The organism is Pseudomonas sp. B6002, from assembly GCF_013385985.1.
Classification (GTDB): domain Bacteria; phylum Pseudomonadota; class Gammaproteobacteria; order Pseudomonadales; family Pseudomonadaceae; genus Aquipseudomonas.
The window spans coordinates 9,608-20,767 of record NZ_JACAOY010000022.1 but is presented as its reverse complement, the minus strand read 5'-3'; the positions used below and the strand labels follow the sequence as shown (position 1 = coordinate 20,767).

The window sequence follows — 11,160 nt, the reverse complement described above, 5'->3', positions numbered from 1 at the left end:
GGCAGTTCAGCGGGATTTTCCGAATGATATCAATTTGATGCTTCGGTGGCGTGGAGGCCGCTGAAAATCGGTTATTGCGCGCCGAAAACCCCCGTCCAGTAGATCCCCGCATCGCTCTTGGGGTCCATCGCATAGGCGGCGCCCAGCTCACGGAATTGCGGGTTCATCAGGTTGGCGCAATGGCCCGGGCTGGCCAGCCAGCCGTCGACTACCTTGCGTGGGGTGTCCAGGCCGGCGGCGATGTTCTCGCCGATGTTCTTGGCGATATACCCGGCCAGTTCGGCGCGGTCTCCGGGGGTGCGGCCGTCGTGGTCGAGGTGGTCGAAGAAGTTACCGTTGGCCATGTTGCGTGTGTGACTGTTGGCGGCGTTGGCCAGGTCGTCGTTCCACGACAGCGGGGTGGTGGCGGTAAAGGCCTGGGTGCCGCATTGGCGCGGCTGTTCACGGGCGGCGTTGATCAGGCCGAGCAGTTGCTTGCCCTCGGTCTGCCAATCGCCCAGGCCACTGGACAGCAGCGGGCGGGCGAGCACGATGCGCCAGTCCTGGCCGCTGTTGCTCACGCCGATGTCGACAAATTGCGGGTCGAGCACCACGCGGCAGAAGCTTTCGCGTACGGCTTTCATCGCCGCTTGCGCATCCTTGGGGCCCGACAGGCTGATGGCCTGCACGTTGACCATCGGGTAGGCCGCACGGGCCAGGGCCTGCTGCAGGTCGCCAACGTTGGTGGCGGGCAGCACCAGCCGGGTGTCGCTGGCCAGCGGTGGCAGTTCCTGGGAACCCTGGTTACCGCAGCGTTGTACCTGGCTGCGGTATTGATTGATTTGTTGGACTAACTGGCTTTCTTCATTCGCCATCGCGCTGGCGCAGAACACCGTACTGGCGGCCAGCGTCGTAAGACCCATCATCAATGACAGAACGCGCATGGACGTTACCCTTGAGCTTGAAAGTGCCCATGATGCGCGATGTAGGTGCGTCCATGCACCCGTTGGTCCGAACTTTTTTCCTCAGTTCTTGAATGCCGAGTGTTTGCGGCCCTGGTCGCACAAGGCGAACACCACCACCAGCAAGGCCGAAACCGCGAGGATTATCACAACGCCATCAGTGGAGTGAGTGGCCGAGGCCGCGACCATCGACAACGCACCTAATGGCGCCAGGCCGCCAGCGATGGCCGTGCCGATTTCACGCCCGGTGCCGAAGCCCGAAGAGCGGGTCTGGGTCGGGAACTGACGGCTCAGGAACGAGCCCTGCGGCGCAAACATCATCGGCGCGAGGATGCCGGTGCCCACGCCAATGGCGAGGTAGATCATCAGGCTTTCGCCGCTGTTGAGCAGCGCCAGGAACGGGTAAGCGAACAGCAACGAGCAAACCCCGCCGAGCATCAGCACGGTCTTGCTGCTCCACTTGTCGCACAGCCAGCCAAAGCAGGGCACGGCGACGATGGCGATCAGGCTGGCGATGGTCACCGACAACGAGGTGACGTGCACGTCCACGCCTTTGAACTGGGTGAGGTAGGCCAGGGAAAAGGTCTTGAAGATGTAGCTCAGGGCGTTGTAGCCAATGGCCACGAAGAACACCACCGCCAGGCCCTTCAGGTCGTTCTTGAACAAGGCCTTGAGTGGCGACGCCTTGGCTTTGCTTTCGGCCTTGCTCAGCTCATTGAACTGCGGGGTTTCCGGGATGCTGTTGCGCACCCACAGGCCCACGCCCACCAGCACGATGCTGCACACAAACGGGATGCGCCAGCCGCCGGCCAGCAGGAACTCGTTGCCGTTGATGGTCAGCAGGTACACCGTGAGCGAGGACAGCAGCAGGCCCAGGTTCAGGCCCAGCGCCGGCCAGGCACCCTGGCTGCCGCGTTTGTTTTGGGAGGCATGTTCATAGGACGTCACTGCCGCGCCAGACAACTCGGCACCGGCGCCCAGGCCCTGGATGATGCGGATAAACACCAGCACGATCGGCGCCCAGATGCCGATGGAAGCGTAGCTGGGGATCAGGCCGATCAGCGTGGTGCACACGCCCATCAGGCAGAACGTCAGCACCAGCACTTGCTTGCGGCCGAACTTGTCGCCCAGGTAGCCGAACAGGATGCCGCCGAACGGGCGTGCGATAAAGCCGATGGCGAAGGTGGAAAAGGCCATCAGCGTGGCAGTCTTCGGGTCACTGTTATCGAAGAAGATCTTCGAAAACACAATCGCCGCCATGGTGGCGTAGAGGTAAAAGTCGTACCACTCCAGCATCGAGCCAAAGATGGTCGCGGCGGCGACTTTGCGCAGGCGCTTGCGGGTTTGCTCGGGTGTTTCAGTGCTGGGGATGGAGGCGGGAGCCGTCATGCGTTACTTCCTTCTGAGTCTTTATAGTTATTGTCAAATGGACGTTTGGTGCCGGGTGTTACGCGGGGGTGAACAGGCGGTCGGCGATCATCGCGCCGATGGGCATGGCTGACGTGGCGGCCGGCGAGGGCGCGTTGCACACGTGCAGCATTCGCGAGGTCTGGGCGAACAAAAAGTCGTGTACCAGGCTGCCGTCGCGCATCACTGCCTGGGCGCGGATGCCCGCTTCATAGGGCAGCAGGTCGTCGAGGGTCAGCGATGGGCAGTACTTGCGGCACTGCTCCAGGTAGCCCGACTTGAACAGCGAATTTTTCATCTCGGTGGTGCCCGAGCCGAGGTTCTGCCAGATGGTTTTCCAGAACCCCGGGAAGCTGGCGTACTGCGCCACATCGCGCCAGTTCACCGAAAACTTGCGGTAATTCTCACGGCCCAGGCCCAGCACGGCATTCGGGCCGACGGTGACGCTGCCGTCGATCATGCGCGTGAGGTGCACGCCAAGGAATGGCAGCTCCGGGTCGGGAATCGGGTAGATCAGGTGGTTGACGATGTTGTTTTTCTCCGGCGGCAGGCGGAAGTATTCGCCCCGGAACGGGATGATCTGGTGGTCGATCTTGATCCCGGCCAGGGTCGCCAGGCGGTCCGACTGCAAGCCTGCACACACCACCAAATGCCGCGCCTGCCAGGTTTCGCTACGGGTGCTGATGGTGACTTTGTCGGTGTCTTCGCGGATCGCGGTCACGGTGCGGTCCAGGCAGATCTGGCCACAGCGACGGCGGATCACCTCGGCCATGGTCTCGCACACCTGGCGGTAGTCGACGATGCCGGTGGCGTCGAGAAACAGCCCGCCCAGGCCAACGATGTTCGGTTCACGCTGGCGCAGCTGGTCGGCGTCCAGGCGCTCGACCTTCATACCGTTAAGCTGAGACCGCGCATACAACGCTTCCATGCGTTGCATTTCCAACGGGTTGGACGCCACCAGCAGCTTGCCGCACACCTCGAACTTGATGCCGTGTTCGGTGCAGAACTGTTTGGTTTGCTCGGCGCCGCGCTTGCACAGGTCGGCCTTGAGGCTGCCCGGGGCGTAGTAGATGCCGGCGTGGATCACACCGCTGTTGTGGCCGGTCTGGTGCTTGGCCAGCACCGACTCTTTTTCCAGGATCACCAGGGACGCGCCGGGCTTGCGCTTGAGCAGTTCCATGGCGGTGGCCAGGCCGACGATGCCGCCACCGATGATGCAATAGTCGTGGATCATTACGCGGAGTCTCTAAGGTTGCACATTTCGGTCTGCTTATCAGGTTGTCAGACTAATGTTTTTGTTAAAAAAAGGGCGTGTCCAGGGACACGCTACTTAAAGCAATCAAGAGGTGGCGGGCAGCTCCAGGCTCAGGCGGCGCGCGGCAGCACGCAGGTGTGCCTCTGCACTCGCGGCGGCGCGTGAGGCGTCACCATCGGCGATGGCTTGATAAAGCGCTTGGTGTTCCTGAGTGGCATCGGCCGAGCCGATCACAAAGCGAGATGCGGAGTTTTCCCACGCGGTCTTGCGTGCACTGGCCAGTTGGCTGCGCAGGAAGTCGTGGAAGGCCACGAAGTAGTCATTCTTGCTGGCGTCGGCGATGGCGCGGTGGAACTCGACGTCGGCGATGGCGGCGGCTTCAAAGTTTTCGCGGTTGTCCTGCATGGCCTGCAGGGCGCTTTTCATGCGCTGCAGGTCGGCGTCATCGCGGCGCTGGGCGGCAATCGAGGCGGCCTGGGTTTCGATCCACAGGCGCACTTCGAACATCTGCGCCAGGTCGGGGCGGCGGCCGTCGGCCTGGGGGAAGCGGAACACCGTACCGGCCGGCGTCTGCGAAATGAACGAGCCCAGGCCCCGGCGCGCGGTGATCACGCCATCGGCCTTGAGCTGGGCAATCGCCTCGCGCACCACGGAACGGCTGACGTTGAGTTGTTCAGCCAGTTGCTGTTCGGTGGGCATGCGCGACTCGGGCGGCAGCTGGCCGGAGTCGATTTCTGCGCGGATGGCACTGACAACCCGGACGACGAGCGAATCGGGGCGTTGGAGCTCAAGCATGGGACTGCCTTGGTGATCAGGTTGTCAGACAATAGTCGTTACGATTTTAACTTGTCAATATTTGTGTCGTATCCCCGCCGCCAACAGGATCAGGCCAAGCGCCACGCCAAAGGTGACGTGCAGGCCGTAGGCGACTGATTGCGGCAGCGCACGAGTAACGTCCGGTGTAGCCCAGGCAAACACCGCGCCGAGGGCCGACGCGCCGAAGATCAGGCCGAGGTTGCGTGACAGGTTCAACAGGCCCGAGACCTTGCCACGGCGTGAGGCCTGCACATCGCTCATCACCGCGGTGTTGTTGGCGGCCTGGAACAAGCTGTAACCGGCGGTCAGCAACACCAGCGAACCCAGATAGGCCGGTAGCCCGCTGACCAGAGACAGCAGCAGGGCGCCGAGGGCCATGACGCCTAGCCCCGCGAGGGTCATGCGTTGGCTGCCCAGGCGGTCCACCAGACGGCCGGCGGGCACACCGGTCAGCGCGGCCACACAAGGCCCGACCGCCATGGCCAGGCCCATCCAGGCGGGATCGAGCCCCAGCCCCCGAGACAGATAAAACGGCCCCACCACAAAGGTGGTCATGATCACGGCGGCCACCAGCGCGCTGATGACCAGGCCGACGCGCAGGGCAGGATTTTTCAGCGGCGACCAGAAGCGCTCGCCCGTGGGCTGAAGCCGGGGCTGTCGATCAAGCGGCAGGTAGCGACAGGCGAGGACAGCGGCCAGCAGGCCCAAGGGTACGCCCACCAGGAACAACGCTTGCCAACCCCACAAGCTGAGCAGCATCCCGCCCACGCTAGGCCCCATCGCGGTCCCCACGGCCGACATCGTGCCGAGCAAGCCCATCACCCGGCCGGTGCGTTCCTTGGTCACGGTGTCGCCGACCATCGCGAGGGTCATTGCCATCATCACCGCCGCACCAAGCCCCTGCAGGACGCGCGCCGCCACCAGCCATGGCAGTGACGGCGCCAACCCACACAGCCCACAGGCCACGGCGAACAACAACAAGCCGGCGAGCAACAAACGCCGACGGCCCACGCGATCGCCCAGGCTGCCGGCGCTGACAATCACCGCCGTGATCGCCAGCAGGTAGGCCAGCACTACCCACTGCACGGCGTGAAACGATGCATCAAACACATGGGCCAACGCCGGCAACCCGACGTTGGCAATGCTGGTGCCCAAGGCGGCCAGCAACATGGACAGGGACAGGCTGACAAGGGCGCCTCGTGAAGCAGTGTGCATGGGTAAATCCTTGAGTGAACACGACTGTCACAACTCTATGGCGTGGCCTAACATGGCGGAAGACGCCGGGTATGCAGTTAATACCTGCATGAAACGCCTGATGAGGAGCCGTGATGCCCGACCTTAATTTGTTGATCACCCTGGACGTGTTGCTCGCCGAAGGCAGCGTCGCCCGCGCCGCAGAACGCCTGCGCTTGAGCCCGTCGGCGATGAGCCGGGCGCTGGCACGCCTGCGCGAGACCACCGGCGACCCGCTGCTGGTGCGCGCGGGTCGTGGCCTGGTGCCGACGCCCAGGGCGGTGGCGTTGCGTGAGCAGGTCAGCCGCTTGGTGCAGGAGGCCCAGGCGGTGTTGCGGCCCGCCGAGTCCTTGGACATGGCCCGGGTGGAACGTACGTTCACCCTGCGCACCAGCGAAGAGTTCGTCGAAAACTTCGGCCCGGCATTGCTCGCGCGCATCGCCCGGGAGGCGCCTGGCGTGCGCCTGCGCTTCGTCACTAAAACCGACAAGGACACCGCCTTGCTGCGCGATGGCAGCGTCGACCTGGAGACCGGTGTGGTCGACGCCAGTGCCAACCCCGAGGTGCTGACCCAGGCGCTGTTCCGTGATCGCTTGATCGGTGTAGTGCGCAGCGGGCATCCGCTCAGCCGGGGGACTGTCAGCATTCGGCGCTATGCCGAAGGGCAGCACGTGTACGTCTCCCGCCGTGGCCAAGCGCGAGGGCAGATTGATGATTTGCTTGAGTCCCAAGGCATGCCGCGACAGATCATTACCATCGTTGCCGGCTTCTCCACCGCCATCGCACTGGCACGGGACACCGACCTGATCGCCAGCGTGCCCGAGCGCTACACCGCTCATCAGCGCGAGGGCCTGCACAGTTTCGAGTTGCCATTGGCTTTACCGGCCTTCACCGTGGCGATGCTCTGGCACCCGCGCCTGGACGCGGACCTGGCCCATCGCTGGTTGCGCGGATGTTTACGTGAGGTGTGCGGGCTGCAACAGGTACAATCGCCGCTGTCTTGACGCGAAATTCCCAGGAACCTGCATGTTCAGCCTTACCCGTTACACCACCCCGTGCCCCGAGCCTATCAACGGTCAGATCCTGCAAATGGTGGTGGACAACCTCACCGACATCAGCAGCGTGGCGCTGCCGCCGAGCAACTTGCTGTACAACATCTACCAATATGCGATCGGTTTTGAGGTGCACCTGTACCTGGAGGCACTGGGCGGAGCCAAGGGCATTGCGGTCGAGTTGATCGTTGCCACCGACGCGCAAGACCCGGAACAGGTCGTCGGCTTTGTGCTGTACCTGCCGGTCAAGGACGATCCCGAGGCGTGTGGCATTGCGTTCATGGCGGTGCAGGCCGGCAAGCGGCGCCAAGGCGTGGCGCGGGCGATGCTGCAGGACGTGTTGGCGCGCTACCCGCATGCCGAACTGGCCTGTGCGGTGGAGAAGGTGCCGGCGTTCGAGGCCATGGGCTTTCAAGTGCGCGGCGCGCGGGGCACCCAGGTGCTGATGAACACGCGGGATTACGCAACGGATGGCCTGATGGGCGTGCTGGATGTGGCGTCGATCTACAGCTCATTGGAAGTGCGGCAGATTCACACCTACTTGCTGCAAAAGCACGGCAAGCGCGCAATGGTGGATGCCGAGAAACAGCGTGATCGCCACCTCGACCAGCTCACGCACAAAGCCCAACGCTTCGTACAAAACCTGTAGGAGCCGGCTTGCCGGCGATGGCGCCCTCAAATTCGCTATCGCCCGCAAGCGGGCTCCTACAGGGGCGGGGTTTAGTTATGGCTTGGCCAGGTTCCAGTTGCCGCCAACGCCGTCACCGGTGATATCGCCCGGCTTGCTGTCCTTGACCCAGGTGTACAGCGCCTGGCCCTTGTAGGCCCATTGTTTGCTGCCGTCGTCACGGGTGATCACGGTGTAGCCGTCGGCATCCTTGGCGGCGGCCGAAGCGGTGAACGCCGGCCAGTTGGCCAGGCACTGGCCGCTGCAGGCCGACTTGCCGGCGCTGTCTTTGGCGAAGGTGTAAAGCGTCATGCCTTTGCTGTCCACCAACACTTTGCCTTTGGCGCTGTCGGCGATTTTGGCAGGGGCGGCGAAGGCCATGGACGAAGCACAGGCAATCAGGATGGCAGCAGCAAGGGAGCGTTTGTTCAGCATGTCGAACTCCTGGGTCTTTTCTGGTTTGGGTACTGGCCATGTGCTGTATTCACACGCCGTACTCAGGTAAACACCCGCCGCGCCGCTTTATTCCTCGCACGTGAACAATTATTTAACCGCGCGCACGATTGACCATCGCCAGAATCGTCGCCAGTAACTCCTGTTGCGCCTCTTCACGGCTGATCTCGCCACTGGCCGCCGCGTGGGACAATGCTTCCGCCGCCCCGAGCATGGCGCGCAGGCCCGCCTGTGACACGCTGCCAGCCGCCGCGAACGGCGACAGCGCGTCGCGACACTTGGCCAGGAAAATCGCCTCGTACTCGCGCTTGAGGGTTTCCAGTTCCGGCGAACTGCTCAGCGCCGCGATCACCCCGGGAATCTCCCGCCCTTGCAGCAACACGCAATCGACATAGGACGAGGCGATCACCCAGGCGCGGTCATCCAGGGTGGCCGCGCTGGCTTCGATGGCATCGCTGAACACCTGGTTCTGGCGCCCGTCGAAATCTTCGTAGAGCGCCGCCAGCAGGCCCGCACGGGTAACAAAATGGTCGTAGACCACCGGCTTGGTCACACCCGCCAGTTCGGCCAGGCGGCCCAGGGTCAGGGCTTCGGTGCCTTCGTCGCGCACCAGCTGCCAGGCCACATCCAACAGTTGGCGCAGGCGATCTTCACGGGACAGGCGACGGCGTGGGGCAGGGGATTCACTGCTTGACATGCTTATATACCAAAAGTAACTTAATCGGCGTAACTTACTAATCGTAGCTTAAGCCGAAAGGGAGCCACTGTCATGCATGCACTTATCGTTGTCGCTCATCACGACCCGCAATCCCTCACCCACAGCCTGGCCGCACAGGTCGCCACGGGGCTCGCGGCCGCAGGCCACACCTACGAAATCGCCGACCTGGCCGCCGAAGGCTTCGATCCACGTTACAGCGCCGCAGACCACCTCGTGCACCGCACCCGCGCCACACCGCCCGCCGACGTGCTCGCCGAACAGGCGCGTATCGACTGCGCCGATGCGCTGGTGCTGGCCTTCCCGATTTATTGGTGGTCGATGCCGGCATTGCTCAAGGGCTGGGTCGACCGTGTGTTCGTTAATGGCTGGGCCATCGATTACGGCCCGGATACCCCGGTGGTGAAAAAACTGCGGCACTTGCAGGTGCACCTGCTGGCGCTGGGCGCCGCCGATGAAAGCGCGTTTGATCGCCACGGTTATGCCAAGGCCATGGGCACCCAGATCGACTACGGGATATTTGATTACTGCGGCGCGCAGGTGGTGACGTCCGAATTGTTGCTGGAGTCGGAAAGCGGCAGTGCACAGGTTCATCTGCACAAGGCCAAGTCCATCGGCAAGCACCTGTTTGAAGCGCAGGCGGTGGCGGGCTGAGTCAACCTTCGCGAAACAGGTCGTGGGCATCGAGCAGGCGGTAGGCGATTTCCGGGCGCTTCTCCATGCCACGGCGAATCGCGGCCGGGATCGATTGCCGAGTTTTACGGCACAGGCCCGGCAGGTCGTCGATGACGATCTGGATCCCGCGCATGCTCTTGACCTCGGTGTGGCCGGGCGCGACATGCACGCGGATGCCCAATTGCTGGTACATCAGCTGTTGCATGCGTTCCAGGTCTTGCAGGCTCTTGAGGTCTTCGAGGCGCTCGAGCAGTTTTTTCTCTTCCTGGCGCGTGAGCTGGAGGATGCGCTGGTCGGTGCCGGGCGCCTCCAACAGCTGTTCGCGCTGGCAGTCGCAGGCGCCGGGTGGGCAGGGTTGGCGAATGTTCATGTGCAAGGCCTCCCCGTTCCAGCGCCTGGTGCTCAGTAGCTCAGTTGAACCCCAAGACTGCCCAGGGCTTTCCAGTATTCAGGATAGGTCTTGGCCACGCAGTCCGGGTCCTGGATGCGGATGCCCGCCACCTTCAGGCCCGCCAGCGCAAAGCACATGGCGATGCGGTGGTCGGCGTGGGTGTCGATCAGCGCGTTGCAAGCGGTGCCGGCCAGTGCCGGGTCGCTGGCCACCAACAGATCGTCGCCTTCGATGGTCGCCAGGCCCGGACGGATTTCGTTGAGGCCGTCGTGCAGCGCTTGCACGCGGTCGCATTCCTTCACGCGCAAGTTGGCCAGCTCGGTGAAGCGCACCGGGGTGTTGTTGAACGCCGCCAGCACTGCGAGGGTCGGGATGGCGTCCTGCATCTGCGAACCGACCACCGTGGCCTGCATGTTCGGGAACTGGGCGATCACGGCCTGGGCCTTGGCGTCCGGCTGGGTGAAGTCCTGAGCGGCCACGCCGATGTCGATACGGCCAGCGGTCAGCACTTCAGCGGCCCACAGGTAGGTGGCAGCGGAGGCGTCCGGTTCGATCAGGTAGTCATGGGCGGTATAGCCGGTAGGCGCGACGCGCCAGGTGGTGTCGTTGACGGCTTCCACTTGGGCACCGAAGGCGCGCATGCAGTCCAGGGTGAGGTCCACGTAGCCACGGGCGCCGATGTCCTTGCCGGTCAATGCCACTTCAATCGGTGCTTCGCCGCACGCCGCGAGCATCAGCAGCGCCGACACGTACTGGCTGGACAGGCCGCCGTCGATTTCAAAACGCTTGGCCTGCACCTTGCCCACGCCATGCACGGTGACCGGTGGGCAGCCGGTGGGGCTGTCGACCTTGATGCCGTTCTGGCCGAGGGTGGCCAGCAGGGGGCCGATCGGGCGTTTTTGCATGTAGTCGTCGCCGTCCAGCACCACGGTGCCTTCAACGGTGGCCACGGCGGCGGTCAGAAAGCGCATGGCGGTGCCGGCGTTGCCGAGGAACAGGGGCTGGGTGGGCAGTTGCAGTTTGCCGGAGCCGGTGACCACGAAGGTGGTGTCGTCGGGTTCGTCGATGGTCACGCCCATTTGGCGCAGGGCCACGGACATGTGGCGGGTGTCGTCGCTTTTGAGGGCGCCGCTCAGGCGGCTGGTGCCTTTGGCGAGGGCGGCCAGCAGGAGGGCGCGGTTGGTGATGGATTTGGAGCCGGGGGGCGCGACCTTGCCATTGAGGGGGAAGTTGGGCGGTGTAACGGTCACGGTTTTTTGCGAACTCAAGGTACAGGGCTCCTGATCAAGGCAAGGTGGCACGGAGTGGCCGACGGGCGGACCCGAATAATCGGGTATAGATGCGGTGCTTGTCGAGCGCGGGGTAACGGCCACCGGTATTTTCTGGTTGTGCATCAATCCACCTGTGGGAGCTGGCTTGCCTGCGATGGCGGCCTCACGGTGTACATATCCATTTCTTTGGTAACGGCGGCTATTGGTTCCGCTCTTACAGCGGCTCACTTTTGATAGAGCGCAAAAGTAAGCAAAACGCTCTTGCCCCAACACTCGGCACCTCG

The 11,160-nt window shown here is 63.5% G+C and carries 12 protein-coding genes; 3 read left to right on the top strand and 9 right to left on the bottom strand.

The window, feature by feature from the left end; genetic code table 11:
* Positions 1–71: 71 nt before the first annotated feature.
* The 5 genes from HX792_RS23630 to HX792_RS23610 form a co-directional block, all read right to left on the bottom strand.
* Positions 72–923, bottom strand: coding sequence for a CAP domain-containing protein (locus tag HX792_RS23630; protein ID WP_176998356.1), 852 nt, complete (start codon positions 921–923; stop codon positions 72–74).
* An 81-nt stretch (positions 924–1,004) separates the two neighbouring features.
* On the bottom strand, positions 1,005–2,330 hold the full coding sequence (locus HX792_RS23625; RefSeq protein WP_176998355.1) for an MFS transporter: 1,326 nt from the start codon (positions 2,328–2,330) through the stop codon (positions 1,005–1,007).
* A gap of 58 nt (positions 2,331–2,388) precedes the next feature.
* The gene (lhgO, locus tag HX792_RS23620) at positions 2,389–3,582 is read right to left on the bottom strand and encodes an L-2-hydroxyglutarate oxidase (RefSeq protein WP_176998354.1); all 1,194 of its coding nucleotides are present in this window, start codon (positions 3,580–3,582) and stop codon (positions 2,389–2,391) included.
* Positions 3,583–3,687: 105 nt separating this feature from the next.
* Positions 3,688–4,398 (bottom strand): FadR/GntR family transcriptional regulator, encoded by a 711-nt coding sequence (locus HX792_RS23615; protein ID WP_176998353.1) that lies wholly within the window; start codon positions 4,396–4,398, stop codon positions 3,688–3,690.
* A gap of 54 nt (positions 4,399–4,452) precedes the next feature.
* Positions 4,453–5,634, bottom strand: coding sequence for an MFS transporter (locus tag HX792_RS23610; RefSeq protein ID WP_176998352.1), 1,182 nt, complete (start codon positions 5,632–5,634; stop codon positions 4,453–4,455).
* Between the two features lie 113 nt (positions 5,635–5,747).
* On the opposite strand from HX792_RS23610, the gene HX792_RS23605 reads away from it, so the two are divergent.
* Together HX792_RS23605 and HX792_RS23600 are read left to right on the top strand one after the other, a co-directional pair.
* Positions 5,748–6,656: a LysR family transcriptional regulator gene (locus tag HX792_RS23605; RefSeq protein WP_176998351.1), complete on the top strand. Its 909-nt coding sequence runs from the start codon at positions 5,748–5,750 to the stop codon at positions 6,654–6,656.
* Positions 6,657–6,678: 22 nt separating this feature from the next.
* Positions 6,679–7,353, top strand: a complete 675-nt coding sequence (locus HX792_RS23600) for a GNAT family N-acetyltransferase (protein WP_176998350.1) — start codon at positions 6,679–6,681, stop codon at positions 7,351–7,353.
* A 75-nt stretch (positions 7,354–7,428) separates the two neighbouring features.
* Here the strand turns inward: HX792_RS23600 and HX792_RS23595 are convergent, their stop codons facing one another.
* Both HX792_RS23595 and HX792_RS23590 read right to left on the bottom strand, forming a co-directional pair.
* Entirely contained in the window at positions 7,429–7,806 is a 378-nt protein-coding gene (locus HX792_RS23595; RefSeq protein WP_176998349.1) for a hypothetical protein, read from the bottom strand.
* Between the two features lie 112 nt (positions 7,807–7,918).
* Positions 7,919–8,521, bottom strand: coding sequence for a TetR/AcrR family transcriptional regulator (locus HX792_RS23590; protein ID WP_176998348.1), 603 nt, complete (start codon positions 8,519–8,521; stop codon positions 7,919–7,921).
* 72 nt (positions 8,522–8,593) lie between these two features.
* Here HX792_RS23590 and HX792_RS23585 point away from each other — a divergent pair, with 72 nt between their 5' ends.
* On the top strand, positions 8,594–9,193 hold the full coding sequence (locus tag HX792_RS23585) for an NAD(P)H-dependent oxidoreductase (RefSeq protein ID WP_176998347.1): 600 nt from the start codon (positions 8,594–8,596) through the stop codon (positions 9,191–9,193).
* Position 9,194: 1 nt separating this feature from the next.
* Here the strand turns inward: HX792_RS23585 and HX792_RS23580 are convergent, their stop codons facing one another.
* On the bottom strand, positions 9,195–9,584 hold the full coding sequence (locus tag HX792_RS23580) for a hypothetical protein (protein WP_176998346.1): 390 nt from the start codon (positions 9,582–9,584) through the stop codon (positions 9,195–9,197).
* 32 nt (positions 9,585–9,616) lie between these two features.
* Positions 9,617–10,873, bottom strand: a complete 1,257-nt coding sequence (gene aroA / locus HX792_RS23575; RefSeq protein ID WP_176998345.1) for a 3-phosphoshikimate 1-carboxyvinyltransferase — start codon at positions 10,871–10,873, stop codon at positions 9,617–9,619.
* Positions 10,874–11,160 lie beyond the last annotated feature (287 nt).

Coding starts and splice junctions, on each gene's coding strand:
- HX792_RS23605 (WP_176998351.1), top strand. CDS start 5,748: ATGCCCGACCTTAATTTGTTGATCACCCTGGACGTGTTGCTCGCCGAA.
- HX792_RS23580 (WP_176998346.1), bottom strand. CDS start 9,584: ATGAACATTCGCCAACCCTGCCCACCCGGCGCCTGCGACTGCCAGCGC.
- HX792_RS23630 (WP_176998356.1), bottom strand. CDS start 923: ATGCGCGTTCTGTCATTGATGATGGGTCTTACGACGCTGGCCGCCAGT.
- HX792_RS23610 (WP_176998352.1), bottom strand. CDS start 5,634: ATGCACACTGCTTCACGAGGCGCCCTTGTCAGCCTGTCCCTGTCCATG.
- lhgO (WP_176998354.1), bottom strand. CDS start 3,582: ATGATCCACGACTATTGCATCATCGGTGGCGGCATCGTCGGCCTGGCC.
- HX792_RS23615 (WP_176998353.1), bottom strand. CDS start 4,398: ATGCTTGAGCTCCAACGCCCCGATTCGCTCGTCGTCCGGGTTGTCAGT.
- HX792_RS23590 (WP_176998348.1), bottom strand. CDS start 8,521: ATGTCAAGCAGTGAATCCCCTGCCCCACGCCGTCGCCTGTCCCGTGAA.
- HX792_RS23600 (WP_176998350.1), top strand. CDS start 6,679: ATGTTCAGCCTTACCCGTTACACCACCCCGTGCCCCGAGCCTATCAAC.
- HX792_RS23595 (WP_176998349.1), bottom strand. CDS start 7,806: ATGCTGAACAAACGCTCCCTTGCTGCTGCCATCCTGATTGCCTGTGCT.
- HX792_RS23625 (WP_176998355.1), bottom strand. CDS start 2,330: ATGACGGCTCCCGCCTCCATCCCCAGCACTGAAACACCCGAGCAAACC.
- HX792_RS23585 (WP_176998347.1), top strand. CDS start 8,594: ATGCATGCACTTATCGTTGTCGCTCATCACGACCCGCAATCCCTCACC.